We start from the raw sequence: 17,090 nt of genomic DNA on the forward strand, positions 1-17,090 counted from the left end.
GGACGATGGGCAAGTTCTTCATCAACCACCCCGTCATGGCGATGGTGATCGCCATCCTCACCATCCTCGTGGGGGCCGTCTCGGCCACGCGACTGCCCGTTGCGCAATATCCGAACATCGTTCCTCCCCAAATCCAGATTACGACGAGCTTTCCCGGCGCCGATGCTCGGACGGTGGAGCAATCGGTCGCGACGCCCGTCGAGCAGCAGATCAACGGCGTCGACAACATGATTTACCTGCAGTCGTTCAACGCGAACGACGGCACCATGAGGCTGAACGTCTCGTTCAAGGTCGAGTCGAACATCGATATCGACAACGTCCTCGTGCAAAACCGCGTGTCACAGGCACAGCCGTTTCTCCCCGCGGACGTCAACGCTCTCGGTGTGACGGTGCGCAAAGCCGTCTCGTCGCCTCTCCTCGTCTTCTCGGTCTACTCGCCGCACGGGACTTACGACGCGGACTTTCTCTCCAACTACGTCACCATCAACGTCAACGACGAGCTGCTACGCGTGTCCGGCGTGGGCCAGACGCAGATCTACGGCGCCGCGAACTACGCGATGCGCATTTGGGTGCGTCCCGATGCACTCCAAACGCTCGGTCTCACGATCGGCGATCTGCGCAGCGCGGTCCTGAGGCAGAGTACGGTCAATCCCGCAGGCCAGGTCGGTGGGGAGCCGGCGCCCCCCGGGCAGGAGTTCACGTACACGATTCGAGCTCAAGGCCGCCTGTCCACCGCGGAGGAGTTCGGCAACATCGTCGTGCGCGAGAATCCAGACGGTTCGACCGTGCGGATGAGGGATGTCTCGCGCATCGAGCTGGGCACGGAGAGCTATACGCAGCGCGCCGCATTCACCGGCAAGCCGGCCGCCGTTCTGGCCATCTTCCAGACCCCCGGGTCGAACGCTCTGGTGGTCGCAGACGGCGCAAAAAAGAAGATGGAGGAGCTCGCCAGACGCTTTCCGAACGACGTCGTGTTCGTCACCTCGCTGGATACCACCTTGCCCGTCACGGAAGGCATTCGCGAAGTGCTCGTGACGCTCGTCGAGGCGTTTGGTCTCGTCATCCTCGTCGTCTTTCTCTTTCTCCAGAACTGGCGGGCCACGGTCATCCCGCTGCTCACCGTGCCCGTGTCGCTCATCGGGACCTTTGCGGTGTTTCCCGTCCTCGGGTTTTCCATCAACACGCTTTCGCTCTTCGGGCTCGTGCTCGCGATCGGTCTCGTCATCGACGACGCGATCCTGGTCGTCGAAGCCGTCGAGCGCCACATCGAGGATGGGATGGCGCCGCGAGAAGCGGCCCTGAAGGCGATGGAGGAGATCAGCGGGCCCATCATCGCCGTCGCGCTCGTCCTCTCGGCCGTCTTCGTTCCGGTCGCTTTCATCCCCGGAATCGCGGGCCGACTCTATCAGCAGTTTGCGCTCACGATCGCCATCTCGGTCATCATTTCAGCCTTCAATGCGCTCTCGCTCAGCCCTGCGCTCTCGGCGCTCATGCTTCGCCCGCGCAAGGAGGGGAAGAAGAAGACGCTTGCCGGCCGTTTCTTCGGTGCGTTCAATCGCACGTTCGACCGAACCCGCGACCGCTACGTCGCCGGCAGCGCCGTGCTGGCGCGAAAGCTCGTCATCGCCATCGGCCTTCTCGTGATCCTGACGGCAGGCGCCGGCTGGCTCGGAAAGAAGACGCCGACGGGCTTCTTCACCGAAGAAGATCAGGGCTACCTGTTCGTGAATATCGAGCTGCCGGCGGCAGCTTCGCTCCAGCGGACGGACGAAGTATGTCGCGAGCTCGGCGCGATCCTGGACAAGACGGAGGGCGTCCAAAACTACGCCACGATCGCCGGTTTCAGCCTCCTCTCGCAGAGCACCTCGACGTTCTCGGGCTTCGTCTTCGTCGGCTTGAAGCCTTGGGACGAGCGCAAAGGCGAAGCGCTGACTGCAGCAGGTATCGCTTCCACGCTGAACCGTCGCTTCTTTGGCGGCATTCCTGCGGCAACGATCGTGGCGTTTCCACCGCCCCCGATTCAAGGACTCGGGACGGGAGGCGGCTTCGACATTCTCATTCAAGACCGAAGCGGTACGCACACTCCTCGCGAACTCGAGCTGCAGACTGCCAAGTTCCTCGAGGCCGCCTCGAAGCGACCGGAGATCGGTCGGGCCATCACGACGTTTCGCGCGCAGGTCCCTCAAATCTTCGCGAACGTCGATCGCGACAAGGTCCTGAAAGAGGGAATCGACATCGGCGACGTCTACGCGACCCTCCAAGCGTTCATGGGGAGCACGTACATCAACGACTTCAATCGCTTCGGGCGGCAGTGGCGCGTCTACCTCGCAGGCGCGCCCGAATACCGCGTGAACGCGGCCCAGATGAGCCAATTCTGGGTTCGCTCGAAGAACAACGTGATGGTTCCGCTCTCCTCCTTCGTCACGATCGAGGACACGGCTGGCCCTCAGTTCACGACCCGTTTCAATCTCTTTTCCTCGGCCGAAGTGACGGGGCAGCCTGCGCCGGGTTACAGCTCGGGACAGGCCATGAAGGCGCTCGAAGAGGTGGCGCATCAGACGCTGGGCCCGGACTTCTCGTATGCGTGGTCCGCTCTCTCGTATCAGCAGGCAAACCAACCCAGCGCGGCGGGCACGTTTGCGCTCGCGATCCTGTCGGTGTTCCTGATCCTCGCCGCCCTTTACGAAAGCTGGTCGCTTCCGTTCACCGTCTTGCTCGGTACACCCATCGCCGCACTCGGCGCTTTTCTCGGCCTTCTCGCGCTGCGAATGGAATTCAACGTCTATGCCCAGATCGGCCTCATCATGCTCATCGGCCTTGCGGCCAAGAACGCGATCTTGATCGTCGAGTTCGCGCGTTCCGAGCTCGAGTCGGGCAAATCGGTCACCGATGCCGCCCTCGAAGGCGCGAGGCTCCGTCTGAGGCCAATCTTGATGACGTCCTTCGCGTTCGTCTTCGGCATGCTGCCGTTGCTCGGCGCCACCGGCGCGGGCGCGGTATCGCGTCGAATCCTCGGCACCGTCGTCATCTTCGGCATGCTCTCGGCGACGCTGATCGCGAGTTTCATCACGCCGGCGCTCTTCGTTGCGGTCGAGCGACTCGTGGCGTTCCTGAAGCGCAAGAAAGGAAAGACGGAGCCGCCGAGCGAAGCGCCCGCGCCGAAGCCCGTGACGGCCCAACCGTGACGCCGGGAGCGCGCATACGCGGATTCGTATTGCTCGCCGCCGCCGTGGTGACGGGGTGTGCCGTCGGGCCGAACTACGAACGCCCGAAGCTGACGGCGCCCTCGAGCTACCGATTCCAGACCGGCACCACAGCGGAATCGCTCGCCGATCTCCCGTGGTGGAAGGTGTTTCAGGACGACCCGCTCCACGCACTCGTCAACGATGCATTGAAAAGCAACTTCGACCTGATTGTTGCTTCTGCGCGCGTCGACGAATCGCGTGCCCTCGCGCGCGCCGCAGGCGCCCAGCTCCTGCCCAGCGTGAGCGCAGCGTCGACGGGCAATTATGGCAATTCACTCTCCGGCCTGGGCGCGACTCCGCAGCCGTTCTGGGCGGTGAACGCCACGGGCAACGTGTCGTGGGAAATCGACGTTTTCGGACGCATTCGTCGAAACCGGGAAGTTGCGCGCGCACAGTACGCGGCATCGGAAGAGGAGCGACGCGGCGTTTGGGTGACCGTGCTCGCCGACGTCGCGCAGAACTATTTCCAGCTCCTTGCGCTCGACCTTCAGCGCAGCATCGCCGACCGGACCGTGACGTCGCGCGCGGAGTTGCTCGACCTGTTCCGCGTCCGAGCCGAGGGCGGCGTGGGAACGGATCTCGACGTCGCGCGCGCCGAAGCCGACCTTTACGGCGCGAAAGATACACTCGCGAACGCCGAACAGCAGATCGCGCTGACCGAGAACACGATCGCGCTTCTCATGGGGCGCACGCCGGGTCCCATCGCGCGTTCGCCGACGGGCGATACGCTCGCGGAACCGCCCGAGGTGCCCGCGGGGTTGCCCTCGGCGCTGCTCGAACGCCGACCCGACGTGAGGCAGGCTGAAGCCAATCTCGTCGCCGCCAATGCGCAAGTCGGTGTCGCCACGGCCAACCTGTTTCCGACGGTCTCGCTCACGGCCCTCGGCGGCATCGTCAGCAATGATCTGGCCCTTGTCTCCCAGGGAGGAACGAATACGTCGGGAGTCTACTCCGTGGGCGGGAGCGTGAATTGGCTCGCGCCCGTTTTGCAGGGCAGCCAGCTGCGCGACCAGCTCGATGCGCAAAAGAAGGAGTGGCTGGCGGTGAGAACGACCTACATCGAAACGGTCACGAGGGCCTTCAAAGACGTCGCGGACGCGCTCGTTTCGCTCGAGAAGCTGCGCGAACGACGAGCCGCCACCGCGAAGCAGGTCGCCGCGCTCAGCCGCGCGCTCGAGGTCTCGCGCATTCAATTCGACGGCGGCACGGCGACGTACCTCGACGTCATCAACGCACAAGAGCAGCTGTTCCCGAACGAGCTGTCGCTCGCGCAGTTGGAAGGGCAGCAGCTCGTGGCCTACGTCCAGCTGTATCGAACGCTGGGCGGCGGCTGGTGGCTCACGCAACGCTGATCGCTTCGGCCGGCGTGAGCCTACCCACGTTTATCGCTAGCGCGCCTCCGAGCCCGGCAGGAGCTCGCGGCTGGCTCCCGGATTGCAGTCGGTTCCCCATCCTCCGATGTCGGGCTCCAACACCTCGCTGCAGGTGTCATCCCGTCGTTCGTACGGGACGGGACGGCACAACGTGGCGCTGGCGGTCATCGCGGCGTACGTCATCGCGCATGCCGCTGGCGTATTGCTGCTCGGCCCCGGTACGCCGGCATCGCGGTTCTGGTCCGACCTGTGCTGGACGGGCGCCTCGCTCACCGCGGCCTTGCAATTCTTCCGTGTCTCTCGGCTGGCCCCGCGTCCTCAGCGGAAGGGTTGGCTCTTGCTCGGCATCGGGATCGTCTCGTGGCTCCTCTCGATCTTGTGGTGGAGCTTCCGTGAAGTCGCGAAAGGCATCCCCGCTCCGGTTTTCGAGGTCCCTTCGAGCGCCTTCAGCATCATGCCGGTGTTCTTCGTCTTCGGCCTCTCGTATTTCCGCGCCGCCGCCGACAGGGAACGCTGGGACGAACTGCTGGAAGGGGCCAGCGCCTTCTGCCTCGTCCTCTTGATCTGGTTGTCGTTGCTCTACGCACCACTCTCGCGAGTGTCCTGGAGTCCTCACGAGCTCTTCCCTGTTGTCACCCGAGGCATCTGCTACTCGGCCGCGTTGATCAGGGGCGCCGTGCTCTTCTCGCGCCCGACGAACCTCTCTCGACGTGTCGCACGCTTGCTCCTGGCTGGTCTGGCCGTGCTCACGGGAGCGTATTTCGAGTTCGTGACCGTGATGGTCAAGCGGGGTTACTCCTCGGGGCGCCCCTTCGACGCCTTGTGGACGCTGGCATTCGCGCTTCTCTACCTGGCAGCCGAAGAGCAGCTCCCTCTCCTTCGAGACAAACGGGCGTTGCCCGTCACCCGACTCCCGGCCGCCATGACCTTCGTCTGGGGTGTGGTCCTTCTATCCCTCTCCATCGGGCTACTCATCTACCGAGATCCGACGACCGTGAACGTGTCGTTGCTGATTGCGTTTGCCATGACCGTGCTCATGGCCGTCCGATCCGATTTGCTCCTCGCGAGGGAGCGTCGGGCTCGCGAGGAGTCTGCCGCAGCGCTGCGCATGCGCGAAGAGTTCCTGGCGATCACGGCGCACGAGCTCCGGACACCGCTTGCCCCGATGAAAATGCATCTCTGGATGCTGGCGCGCCGGTTACGCGAAGCAGACGTCGCGGCGCAGAAGTCCGTCCTGTCGGAGATTGTCAGCGGCCTCCAGCGCAACTTCGATCGCTTGGTCAGACTGGTGGAGCACGTCGTGGACGTGGCTCACATGGAGCGCGGGTTCGCGCCGCTCGAGCGCGAGAATGTCGATCTCTCGCTCCTCGTTCACGACGCTTGTCAGGGATTTCGTGAGCCATTGGCGAGGAGTGGGGGCGAGCTCATACTCGACGTGGAGCCGGAGATCCGCGCCGACGTGGACCCGTTCCGGATCGAAGGGGTCGTTACCGAGCTGCTGACGAACGCATTGAAGTTCGGCGCAGGCAAGCCGGTCGAGGTGCGCCTACGGAGCGAAGCCGATCGGGTGACGCTCATGGTTCGCGATTACGGCATAGGCATTGGCAGAGAAGATCAGGCGCGAATCTTTGGTAAGTTGGAGCGCGCGGCCCCCATCACGCACTACGGCGGATTGGGGCTCGGGCTCTTCCTCGTGCGGAGCATCGTCGAGGCGCATGGAGGATCGGTCGCGGTCACCAGCGACCCCGGCAAGGGGGCGACGTTCACGATAGATCTGCCGAGCGCCAACGCGGCCGTGGTTCCCGCGCATCCGTGAAATTGCATGACGTAGTCCCACTGGCACTCGCGTCACGAAATCTTGTACATGCCGCCGTCGGCCACGATCGATTGTCCAGTGATGAAAGCCGCATCGTTCCCACAAAGGAAGGCGACAGGACCGGCGATGTCCATCGGTTCCGCGAATCGCTGAATCGCCTGCTGCTGCCACACACTTCGCCTTGCTTCCTCCGGCATACCCGCAGTCGCGGCCGTGTTCGTAATCGCCGGCAGAACGGCGTTGACCGTGATTCCATCGTCCGCCACCTCATTGGCGAGACCGCGGGTAAAACCGAGGATTCCCATCTTCGAGGCCATGTAGTGGCTCATTCCCTTCGAATTCGTCCCGATCGAATTCGACGAGATGTTCACCATTCGCCCCCACGTACGCTTTCGCATCATCGGGATGAAGTACTTCGCACTCAAGAAACACGCATCCAGGTTGACGGCAATCGTTCGATGCCAGATATCGAATGTGAGGTCCTCCAGGAGCGCGTGTGGATAGTAGGCTGCGTTGTTGACGACGATGTCGACGCGCCCGTGCTCCTGGTCGACGTCCTTCGCCATCCGAGCCCACCCATCGTCGCTCGACACGTCGACGACGAGTGACATCGTTCGACGGCCAATCTCCTCGGCCGTCTCGGACGAGACCTTCTGGTCCACGAGGACCAGCTCGGCACCTTGTTCGGCGAGCTTGACCGCTATGGCGCGACCGATTCCCTGCGCGGCCCCCGTCACGATGGCGACACGCCCTTCGAGTGGCCTCATCTTTCCCTCCTCTCCCACATGCAGAACCTGGTCACCTTCTGCTCCGCGTACGAGACGGCATGGGGCCGCACCGTGTGCGCTCGTACGGCTTCAGTTAATAGCTTCCGCGAGCATGGCCACACACGCGCCTCGCAAATGTGCACTTGATCGCCGCGGGCCAGCCCTCCTCGCTCACGCGACGTCTCGAAAAAGTGCGTCCTTCGAGTCGCTGGAGTCGCGGCTCCGAGCATCCCGCCGCGCGAGACGCCGGCGCAGTGTCGCCGCCGTGAGCGCGCCCACGAGCGCCATCACGCTGAAGCCTCCGGTGGCCCCCCGAGGCCCGCGACGGAGCAGCCGCCGCCGCCCTCGGCCACGGCAACGGGGAGTGACGCGTCCGTCGTCGCGCAGACGGGCGGAAACGAGAGTGGGCCGACGTTCGCGAAGGCGTCGGTCGCGGCGACGGCAACGGCGTAGCGAATGCCGTTCTGGAGTGGAACACCGTTGATGCTTTTCGCAATCGCGGAGCTTCCGGTGTTGCCGGTGACGCCTCCGCACAAGAAGCGCGCGTTGAAGTCATTGTTGGGCAACGTGTTCGCGGTGAAGTTCGGGCTCGAACACGTCGATGCCGATGCATCGGGCGCGGCCGACGACGAAGCCGGATCACAGTAGACGTTCACCCCCGTCAGCGCCGTGAGGCCGCCTCCGCCGCTGATCGACTGCCACTCGACCGTGATGCTCGCGTTTCCGGGAAGCGCGGTGATCCCACTCGGCGGCGGCGGGCCGATGGTATCGACCAGGACCGGAAAGGCCGTAGTCGCCGAAGGCGTCGCGACCTGTCCCGGATCGAAATAAAGAAACTGAACGGAGAAGCTCGCAAGATCGACCTTCCCGCAAATGGCCTGGGTGGCATCGGGCGACGCCGGCGAGAGCGCACCCGACATGATTTTGCGAACGGGGATGTCGACGACCGGGAACTGTTGGAGCGGAATTCCGGTCACGAGGTTCCAGCAAACGGCCGCCGCGCTGATTCGATTGGCCTGCAGGGAGCAATCGGCCCCCGAGAGGGTCGCCCAGGCCTGGAGGGAGGCGTTCGCCTGGAACTGAGCGAGGACGAGCGGGAAGCGGATCGACTGATTGTCCAGGCAGTCTTGGAGGTTCACGCCCTCGGGAGTGAGGTTGAGCGGGCGCTTCTTCACGATCGTGCCGTCGGCGCCGATGCGCGGGAGCGCCGGCGGATTTCCCGCATAGGCCGGGTTCAAGTCGATCGTCGCGGCCTCGGCGCGGCGACTGACGACGGAGATCGCGACGGCGCACGATGCTCCGAGCGCGAGCCCGAGCAAGACACGACGCCGCGGTCCATGGGGGAAAAGCGACGGAAGCGGCGGGAGCGAATGGGCCATGGGGAACCCGCACAGCAGAGGGCGTGCCAGAGCTTGATGGCGAGACAGCGCACGACAAAAGCGGCCTCTTCCTCGTCGCGGCCTAGGACGCCCCCGCGCCAACATGGCAACGTGGCAACGTTCCCGAGAGACGCAAATGTCAGCGTGTCATTCTGGCAGCGAGTCCGCGGAGAGCATCGCGCTGCGCTGTCGCCGAGATCGGTGCACATTGCCAATTACGCTCACGTACCGCCGTCGAAGCCGGCATGCCCGCACGTCTGACAGCACACTTGGCTGATCGTGTACGTGACCGTCGTTTGCCGATGAAAGACGACGGTGCCCTCTCCATCCTTCATCGTCAGCTCGTAAACGTCACCGTCCCTCCAGTCATTCGACGCCCACGGCAGGTAGCTCAAGATCATGTGACGAGGCGCACCTGGCGCTTCGCGCTCCCAGATGAGCAGTTCGATGAGCGGCGCGTGCGACTGTTCCCGCTCGCTCGAGTCGACGAACTGCTTGATTATTCCCGAGCCGGGACCGCGTGGCGGCGGCACCGCGTCGGTCAGCGTGGCTTCGAAGCACTCCGAGTTACGGCACACCGAGAAGCTGCTTGTCCGAAGCGTTGCATCATCGAGCTCTGACCAAAAGGAATTCTCGAAGATGGGACCGCAGGCCATCGCGCAGCACAGCATTCCTTCTTCAGGTGGCGATTGGGGCGAGCCTCCATCGGGCGTCGTCGGGCTCGGCTCGAGCCCCGACGTTCCCTCTCGCGTCGGGTCCGCCTGGGCCCCCGAGGTTCCGAGCATGCGTTCCGCGGTCGGGTCGGCATTACGACGGTCTTTCTCTCGCCGCTCCGTCACGAAATCGTGAACCGACGTTCCTTGCTTCAGGGCGGCGTCGCGCGGTACGAATCCTTCGATGATGCGCGTCGCTCGTGGGGCAGTCAGCGGAACCCTCGCCACGACACTCATCGTCCCGCTCATCCTCCCGCTCATCGTCTTGGCATCGAGTGCAGCTTGTGGTTCGTCGGACGAGTCGGCACCGATGGCCGACGCCTCGACGAGCGCCACCCCCGACGCGAACGGAAACGCGAACGTACCGGGGACCGATGGCGGTGGTGGAGACGCCGGCGTGGCTTGGGGAACGTTCGATCGTCCGTTCGCGGCCGATTCGCTGTGGAACAGTCAACCGGTGAATCCCGTTTTGGGGGACTATCAAATTCCTCCGACGAAGCGCCTCGACTTCTTCCCCACGGTTTCCGGCGGTCCCTTCTCGACGGCGGGGTTCTTGGCGTCACCGTCCGACCCGCCGATGACCGTTCAGGGAAACGGCGGCGCGACAAATCCGAATTGCTCCGACGTGCTCGGTCCATGCCCCGTCGTCATTCCACACTGGCCGGCGTCCGTCGTGGCGGCCACGGGGAGCGATGGCCACGCGGACATCGTCGACGTCGAAGCGGGCATCATCCACTCGTTCTGGCAACTCAAACAAGACGCTTCGAAGGTCTGGCACGCGACGCAATACGCGTGGTCACCTCTCGCCGGATCGGGCTTCGCCGATCCCGCTCATCGTTCTCAAGGCGCTCGTGCCTCGGGGGTCTGTACCATCGCTGGCCTCATCCGCATCGCCGAGTCCAACGACGGCGAGCCGATGTTCCATCATGCTCTTGCGCTCTCGCTCGACGGAACGGCGGAGAAACCCGGATTCGTTTTCCCTGCAACGTTGGAAGATGGCAACAGCGCGACGGCTTACAAAGGCCAGATCCCGATGGGATCGCTGCTGATGCTGCCGTCGACGTTCGATACCTCGAAGATCACGTCGCCGGGGCTTCTGAAGGTCATCAAGACTCTTCAGACCTACGGAGCTCGCCTCGTCGACACGAACGGTGACACGCCGTTTGCCATCTACGTCGAGAACGGCAGCTCCTTCACGGTATCGACGAAGGGGCCAGGCGAGTGGGACAGCGTCGTCGAGAACCAGCTGTTCGACATCGCCCACGCACTTCGTGTTGCTCGTGCCGACCAATTCGTCGACGGAAATGGCAATACCTTCACGCCCAATCAAAACCTCAATCGCATGTCGATGCGTGGACTGTGGAGCACCGTGACGAACGGTGGCACGTTCGACTCCTGGAAGCAGGCGCTCGTGTTCCCCGCGACGACCACAGTGGTCACGCAAACGCAGACGACGAATACGTGGAGTCCGCGACTCAGCTGGGCGCCGTGGACTCCGGGGACCTCGTTCCGCTTCAGCGTCGCGGCGACGGGCGGAGCGAAACTGGCGATTCAGTTCAAAGACAGCAAATTCAAGACGGTCTTCGATACGGGCAGTCTCGGCGACGGCGAGTTCAAGACGTTCACCATGCCCGCAGACAACGGATATCCGATTCTCGTCGCAACGAGCGGAGTCGGCGCCGGCTCGAGTGTTCGAGGTACACTCGTCGCGGAGTGACGTTGGCGAGCGTCGCTCGTGATCGCGCGCGCTCGCAGCTAGCGCTGCACGGGTCCGACTCGCGCCGCGCGGCGTCGTCCGGGGCGAGGAATGCAAACGTTCAGGGCGTCAGCCGCTCGGTCACCGGCTTGCCGGTCGCCATCTCGGCTCCGAACGCGTCGACATAGCGAACGGTGGGGATGACGCCCCCTTCGTCGGTCACGACGTACAGATGGTCGAGGACCGCCGACGTCCCCGCGATGAGCATCTGCGGTACCCAGCGCCCGTTCCACCAGACGACACGAATCGGCCGCTTCGGCGACGCTGCGAGCCGGAGAATCCAGGACGACGTGCCCTTCTCGCGCTCGACCTTGAAGCCGTATGCCAGCTTGTCGAGGGCGTTGAACTCCATCCTCCGGCCGTCCTCTGCTTTGTTGATCCAGTAGCCGATGATGGGCCTGTCCTTGTTCAGCTCCGTCGGGCTGAGGAGAACAGCGTCGTACTGGACGATGTTCGCGTTCTTGCTCCGGTCGATGCGGAACAGCGATTGGGTCGACTGACCCGCGCGAGATTTGCGCGTGAGCGCAAGAGCTGCGAGAGCGATGCCCCCCTGAAGGGCGCTTCGGCGCCCGAAAATCGCGTGAACACGACCGCGCATGACGCCGAGCATAGCGATTTCGATGCCAAAGCGGTCGCGCTCGCCGGCGGTCGCGCCGCCCGGGGTCAGTCGTGCAGAGCGCGTTGGAGGAAGGTGCGAACCTCTCGATACGCGGCGTCCGCAGCGCGGAGCGAATAGCGAGGATTCGAAGGGTCGGCGAAATTATGGCCCTCTCCGTTCCAGATTGTCTGCACGGCTTTGCGTTGCGCTTTGAGGGCAGCTTCGAAGGCGACGACGTCCTCGGCCGTATCGTCCTGCGTTCCGCAAACGAGGAGGACTGGGGCGCCGATCTTCGCGATGGCGGCATCGTCGGCGTCGGCGACTCCGTAATAGGCAACGACGGCGCTCACGTCTGGCCACTGCGACGCGAGTAGAGTCGCCCATCCACCACCAACCGACGAGAGCGCGACGTTTGGCCTGAATGCGCGGCCGACTTGCGTACGTCCGTCCACGCTTGACCTCGTCGGCGCTCCGATGTCCTATGTGCGCCGCGGGGCGGTTGACGAGGCCGTCCGCTATCGGGGCTCGGGTGGCTGGGGGCTGAAGGACGTGGCCGGACAAGGCAACGATCTCACCTCCTCTGCCGCGCTGTGCTGGCGTTCCCCGGTACGTTAGCTCGCTTTGAAGGGGGAAATGCAATGCGCCGAATCGCAGGGGTAGTCCGCGCAATCGAGCGGCATGGATCAGCGCGCGTGCTCGATGTCCTTCTCGGGACGGCGTTGGTCGGTGTCGCCGCATCATGTGCAGTTTCGGACGGAGGCGGCGAGCGCGCGGTCGATCCGGCGGGTCCAACGGCTCGAGCCACCTCCGCCCTCCAGGTGACGGGTCCCAGCGAAGGGCCGACGACGACCGACACGCCGATCGGGATCGCACTCGACGTCGACAACGGCAGCGGGACTCCGCTCCGCGTGCGCGCGAATCAGCAGCTCTATATCGATCAGATCGATATCCGCGCCAGCACCACCGCTGCAGTGGACCACGGCGTACAGGGCCTGGCGACATCGGGGGACTTCGCCTCCCTCGATTGGAGCGGGCTTTCGCTCCGCGATGAGGAGGTGCTTGCCGCGCCGAATCCGGACGGGACCTTCGAGCGGCGACGCTTCTATCGCAGCGCGCGCTGGATGGAGGAACAGAGCGTGATCGTCGTCGACCAGATCGACGCCGGTGGACAGCCGACCGCTCCTCCGTGGACCGTGCACGTCGGTAAGGGGGACGACCGGACCCCGGCGGACAACTTCTTCGTCCGACGGCTTCGCGCCATCCAGTACGCAAAGGACTGCGCGTCGCGGGGCGACTGCACCACGGCGACGAACTACGTGGAAGAGGCGCTGGTCGAGCTTCGAAACGCGACGCGGGCGTCGCACGCCATCAAACTCCAGCCCTCGACGACAGCGTTGCGCATGCGCTGGCGGACACGCACGTACTCCATTCCGGTCATCCAGGTCGGGTCACCGACGTTCGATTACAACTTCGGGATTTCGATCGACCCGCTCACTCCCGCAGAAGCGGGCGGCATTTATGCTCCGGGCACGACGCTCCGATTCCGTGTCACGTTCCGCGACGGCTCGGGGACGCGCCTTCACCCCGTCGGATCGCTCCCAACGTACCTCGAGTCGCTGACCGCGAACGATTCGGGACTCCAGTACTGGAACGCAGCCGACCCCGTCGCGACGTACTGGCGCCGCAAGCACCGGGAGCACCAGATGGTCGCCAGCATCGTCGGCCCCGCGCAAGCCGTACAGCCGATCCGCTCGACGCTCGGCCCGGCGGACCTCGCATCCCCCGACGGCATCGTGACCACGGGCGTCCTCTCGCGCGACGGAGTCTTCGGGCAAGCATGGTCGTTTCCGACGTTCGGCAACCTGCTCGCCGGCAACATCACTGCGCCCGTGAGCGACGAGTTCACCTTCCGACTCCCACCGGACGCCCCCGCCGGAACGTACCTGGTGAGCCTGAAAGCGCGACGCAACTATCTAGGTCAGGAGCTCCCGCGAACCCGCACGATCGAGATCCAGGTCGGCACGGCAGAGCACACCGAAGCGAAGCTCGGCACTGGCGGATGCAAGACCTGCCATGACGGAGGCGGTGCGCTCGGCATCGTGCTCCACGGCAACGACAACCGCGCCACGTGCACGCCGTGTCACGCACCTCTGACCTTCGAACCGGAGGGCCCCGTTTCCGTGCGCACCCACTTCGTTCACTCACGCTCGGGGCGCTTCGATGCTCCGCTCACGCGATGTGCCTCGTGCCATCTCGACAACGCGAGCATCGCGCGAACGAGCCAGAGCGCGTGCCTCTCCTGCCACAAGTCCTATCCGCCCAGCCACGTGACGAAGTTCGGCCCCATCGAGAGCGCGTACGTGGGCGGGACGCTGGCAACGGCATTCCAGCAATGCACCGCGACGTGTCACACGACTCACCCGAACAGCGGCTTGTAAGGGCGAACCTGCGGAGCGGCTCTGGCGCTTTTGACGCGCCGAGCCGCAAGGGCCGTCAAGCCCCTTCCCCCGAAACTTGGCCCTCTGCCGCCGCCCTCCTTATGCAAGGGGCATGAGCGAAGCTCAGCGCCAAGCCGGAGACGAGAAGCGGGAAGCGCCTGCGAGCCAGCCGGCTCCTGCCAACGCCGCCGACAAGGGATTTTCCTCGGCGTCCGTCGTCAGCATTCCGCTGCCCCGCGTCTTCGGGCGGCTTCTGCTGCTCAAGCTGCTCGCGCGCGGGGGCATGGGCGACGTCTACCTCGCGGCCACGACCGGCATCGAGGGTGCCGAGCGTCCCATCGTCGTGAAGACCGTCCGTCGCGATCACATTCACGATGGATCTTTCCTGGCGCGCTTCCTCGACGAGGCTCGCGTCCAGTCGCAGCTCAACCACCCGGGCGTCGCGCAGATCCTCGAGGCCTCGACCGACGAGAACGGCGAGCCGTACACGGTCGTCGAGTACGTCGAAGGGCGCTCGCTCGCCGACCTTCGCCATCGCGCCGTGCAGGTCGGTGCCCGCATCGGCTGGCCTGAAGCTGCCGCGATTGCCATCGAGATGGGCCAGGCCCTCGCGCACGTGCACGAGCGCGCCGGTGCCGACGGCACGCCGCTCGGCATCGTTCACCGCGACCTCTCCCCGCAGAACGTGATGATCGGTCACGCGGGCGAGGTGAAGCTCATCGACTTCGGCACCGCGCGCGGCCACAACCGCCGCTGCCACACCGTCGCCGGCGTCGTCTTCGCGAAGCCCGGTTACGTCGCGCCGGAAGTCGCCCGCCAGCAGGTCGGCGACGGACGCATCGACATCTACGCGATGGGTGTCATGCTCTGGGAGCTGTGCGCCGGCAAGCGCCTGCTCTCGGGCGAAGCGCAGAAGCACCTCGAAGAGGTTGCCGCGAACAAGTTCGAGATCCCCCTGCTCGCTCCGACGCGCGGCATTCCGCGTGAGCTCGACGTCATCATTGCCAAGCTCTGCTCGAACGATCCCGACGAGCGCTACGCGAACGCCTCCGTCGCCGCCACCGATCTGGCCCGTGTTCTCGCGCAGGCTCCGGCCGGCAAGTCCGGCGAACGCAGCACGCGAGCCCGCATCAGCGCCCTCATGAAGACGCTCTGGCCGCACGAGCCCGCCCGCTCGCGCGCCGAGTTCGCGAAGATCCTCAAGCAAGCGCGTGAGCTCCGTCGCGAGAACGAGACGCCGCCCGCAAGCGGCGTGATGGAGATCCACGCGGCGCAGATGACCGCCGATCCGACCATCCTCGGCGGCACGCCCTATCGCCTCCTCAAGAAGATCGGCGAAGGCGCGAGCGGCGAAGTCTTCGAGGCCGAGCACATGGAGCTCGGTCGCAAGTACGCCGTGAAGGTTCTCTCGGCGGCGCACGCGGCAGCCCACGATGCGGTCGAACGCTTCCGTCGCGAAGCGCGCGCGGTGGCCAAGCTCTCGCATCCGAACCTCGTCCAGCTGCACGACTTCGGCAAGTCGATCGACGGTCGTGTGTTCCTCGCGATGGAGCTGCTCGACGGCCACACGCTCGACATCGAGGCCGAAAAGGGACTCGGATGGCGATCGGCCACGCGCCTCGCGATCCAGGCCACGCGCGCGCTCGAAGCCGCACACGACGCCGGCCTCGTTCATCGGGATCTCAAGCCTCAGAACCTGTTCCTCACCTCGGAAGGCGAGCTCAAGCTCCTCGACTTCGGCGTCGCCATGGCCCTCGCGGAGACGGCGGGCGGAGGCGCGCCCGAGAAGCGCCAGAAGGGCTTCGCCGTGTTCGGCACGCCCGAGTACATGGCGCCCGAGCAGGTCGCGGGTGAGGCGGTCGACGCACGATGTGACGTCTATGCGCTCGGGTGCGTGCTCTACGAGCTCGTCACCGGCGCGCGTCCCTTCGAGGGCTCGGCCGTCGTGGTGATGGGCAAGCAGCTGCGCGAAGAGCCGGAGCACCCGCGCACGCGTGCGCCGCATGCCGTCATTCCGGGCGAGCTCGAAGCCGTCATTCTCAAGGCCCTGGCGAAGTCGAAAGACGCTCGCTACGAGAGCGCACGCGCGATGCGTGAAGCGCTCGAAGAAGCCCTGCGCGCGCCGGATCGCCGTCGCAAGCGCGCCCGTGCATTCGCGGCGGTGGCGGTCATGGCCTCCATTGGCCTCATCGCCGTGGCGGGTCTGAAGGACAAGCTTCACCGCACAGTAACCGCGATGACGAGCAAGCCGTCGGTCACGACGCTGGCGGTCGCCGATCTTCCGTCCCAACCTCCCGCAGCCGCCGAAGCCCCCGAGGTCGCTGCGCCGCCCATCGTGGCCGTGGCCGCGGCCGCAGCCGACCCCGTCCCTGCCCCGCCGGTGACGGCGGAGAGCGCCCCCGAGGCGCCGAAGGCCGAGCCGGTAGCCGCGAACGCGCCCGTGCTCGTGCCCGTCAAGGACCGCGACGACGACGCACGTCGCGACGCGAAGCCGTCACGCAAGCACGATCAGGCCGCGGCTCCGGCCGTGGTCGCCGAAGCGCCGGCCAAGGAGCCCGGAAACGGCCTCCTCGTCCGAGCCTCGGCGCGCCAGAGCGAAGATCCGAAGGCACGTCTTGCCGACGCTCGTGCGAACGCGCGCGACCGCTCGACGGACCCCAAGGCCCTCAAGGCTTGGGCCATCGCCGCGATGAATGCGGGCGAGACGCGCGAAGCGCGTCGAGCGGCGGAGGCGTGGGCGGTCCACGACGGCAGCGCCGAGCCTCGCCTCTTCCTTGCCGCGGCGCTCGAAGCCGCCGGGCGTCGTCGCGAAGCGCGAGGCGCACTCGAAGAGTGGCTCTCCAATCACCCCGACTCGGCCGAAGCGAAGCGCATGCTCTCGCGGCTCGGTGCGAACCCCGAACCCGCCATCAAGCGGAACTCGCGCAGCCGCTCGGGGCGCTCGGGACAGCACCAAGCCGATCCCGCCGCCGACGAGTGAGCGCCGCGTCTCGACGGCTCGAACG

Annotated in this window: 11 protein-coding genes; 6 read left to right on the forward strand and 5 right to left on the reverse strand. The window is 65.4% G+C overall.

Annotation, left to right across the window (positions count from 1 at the left end; all coding sequences use genetic code 11):
- Nucleotides 1–5 precede the first annotated feature (5 nt).
- From AKJ09_RS52300 to AKJ09_RS52310, 3 genes are all read left to right on the forward strand, one after another.
- Nucleotides 6–3,185: an efflux RND transporter permease subunit gene (locus tag AKJ09_RS52300; protein ID WP_146655367.1), complete on the forward strand. Its 3,180-nt coding sequence runs from the start codon at nt 6–8 to the stop codon at nt 3,183–3,185.
- A gap of 29 nt (nt 3,186–3,214) precedes the next feature.
- Nucleotides 3,215–4,597, forward strand: coding sequence for an efflux transporter outer membrane subunit (locus tag AKJ09_RS52305; protein WP_169928707.1), 1,383 nt, complete (start codon nt 3,215–3,217; stop codon nt 4,595–4,597).
- Between the two features lie 106 nt (nt 4,598–4,703).
- Nucleotides 4,704–6,434, forward strand: coding sequence for a sensor histidine kinase (locus tag AKJ09_RS52310; protein ID WP_146655369.1), 1,731 nt, complete (start codon nt 4,704–4,706; stop codon nt 6,432–6,434).
- A 32-nt stretch (nt 6,435–6,466) separates the two neighbouring features.
- Here AKJ09_RS52310 and AKJ09_RS52315 read toward each other — a convergent pair whose 3' ends face one another.
- The 3 genes from AKJ09_RS52315 to AKJ09_RS52325 all read right to left on the reverse strand — a co-directional run bounded on the left by AKJ09_RS52315 (nt 6,467) and on the right by AKJ09_RS52325 (nt 9,419).
- Nucleotides 6,467–7,201 carry an SDR family NAD(P)-dependent oxidoreductase gene (locus AKJ09_RS52315; protein ID WP_146655370.1) on the reverse strand — a complete coding sequence of 245 codons (735 nt, stop codon included), beginning with the start codon at nt 7,199–7,201 and terminating at the stop codon, nt 6,467–6,469.
- Between the two features lie 287 nt (nt 7,202–7,488).
- Nucleotides 7,489–8,580 carry a hypothetical protein gene (locus AKJ09_RS52320; RefSeq protein WP_146655371.1) on the reverse strand — a complete coding sequence of 364 codons (1,092 nt, stop codon included), beginning with the start codon at nt 8,578–8,580 and terminating at the stop codon, nt 7,489–7,491.
- 221 nt (nt 8,581–8,801) lie between these two features.
- On the reverse strand, nt 8,802–9,419 hold the full coding sequence (locus tag AKJ09_RS52325; protein WP_146655372.1) for a hypothetical protein: 618 nt from the start codon (nt 9,417–9,419) through the stop codon (nt 8,802–8,804).
- 58 nt (nt 9,420–9,477) lie between these two features.
- Here AKJ09_RS52325 and AKJ09_RS52330 point away from each other — a divergent pair, with 58 nt between their 5' ends.
- Nucleotides 9,478–11,010 carry an Atrophin-1 multi-domain protein gene (locus AKJ09_RS52330; protein WP_146655373.1) on the forward strand — a complete coding sequence of 511 codons (1,533 nt, stop codon included), beginning with the start codon at nt 9,478–9,480 and terminating at the stop codon, nt 11,008–11,010.
- 100 nt (nt 11,011–11,110) lie between these two features.
- On the opposite strand, the gene AKJ09_RS52335 is transcribed toward AKJ09_RS52330, so the two are convergent.
- Together AKJ09_RS52335 and AKJ09_RS52340 are read right to left on the reverse strand one after the other, a co-directional pair.
- Complete coding sequence (locus tag AKJ09_RS52335; RefSeq protein ID WP_169928708.1) at nt 11,111–11,647, reverse strand: DUF4833 domain-containing protein; 537 nt, start codon at nt 11,645–11,647, stop codon at nt 11,111–11,113.
- Nucleotides 11,648–11,712: 65 nt separating this feature from the next.
- Complete coding sequence (locus AKJ09_RS52340) at nt 11,713–12,099, reverse strand: dienelactone hydrolase family protein (protein WP_169928709.1); 387 nt, start codon at nt 12,097–12,099, stop codon at nt 11,713–11,715.
- Between the two features lie 240 nt (nt 12,100–12,339).
- On the opposite strand from AKJ09_RS52340, the gene AKJ09_RS52345 reads away from it, so the two are divergent.
- Both AKJ09_RS52345 and AKJ09_RS52350 read left to right on the forward strand, forming a co-directional pair.
- Entirely contained in the window at nt 12,340–14,085 is a 1,746-nt protein-coding gene (locus AKJ09_RS52345) for a cytochrome c3 family protein (protein WP_169928710.1), read from the forward strand.
- A 112-nt stretch (nt 14,086–14,197) separates the two neighbouring features.
- Complete coding sequence (locus tag AKJ09_RS52350; RefSeq protein ID WP_146655377.1) at nt 14,198–17,065, forward strand: serine/threonine-protein kinase; 2,868 nt, start codon at nt 14,198–14,200, stop codon at nt 17,063–17,065.
- The last annotated feature ends 25 nt before the right edge of the window (nt 17,066–17,090 follow it).

Origin of the sequence: Labilithrix luteola, assembly GCF_001263205.1 — a bacterium.
GTDB classification, from domain to species: domain Bacteria; phylum Myxococcota_A; class Polyangia; order Polyangiales; family Polyangiaceae; genus Labilithrix; species Labilithrix luteola.

What these genes read in the sequence shown, in the direction of transcription:
- AKJ09_RS52330 (WP_146655373.1), top strand. Translation starts at nt 9,478, where the DNA reads ATGATGCGCGTCGCTCGTGGGGCAGTCAGCGGAACCCTCGCCACGACA.
- AKJ09_RS52315 (WP_146655370.1), bottom strand. Translation starts at nt 7,201, where the DNA reads ATGAGGCCACTCGAAGGGCGTGTCGCCATCGTGACGGGGGCCGCGCAG.
- AKJ09_RS52335 (WP_169928708.1), bottom strand. Translation starts at nt 11,647, where the DNA reads ATGCGCGGTCGTGTTCACGCGATTTTCGGGCGCCGAAGCGCCCTTCAG.
- AKJ09_RS52310 (WP_146655369.1), top strand. Translation starts at nt 4,704, where the DNA reads ATGTCGGGCTCCAACACCTCGCTGCAGGTGTCATCCCGTCGTTCGTAC.
- AKJ09_RS52350 (WP_146655377.1), top strand. Translation starts at nt 14,198, where the DNA reads ATGAGCGAAGCTCAGCGCCAAGCCGGAGACGAGAAGCGGGAAGCGCCT.
- AKJ09_RS52320 (WP_146655371.1), bottom strand. Translation starts at nt 8,580, where the DNA reads ATGGCCCATTCGCTCCCGCCGCTTCCGTCGCTTTTCCCCCATGGACCG.
- AKJ09_RS52300 (WP_146655367.1), top strand. Translation starts at nt 6, where the DNA reads ATGGGCAAGTTCTTCATCAACCACCCCGTCATGGCGATGGTGATCGCC.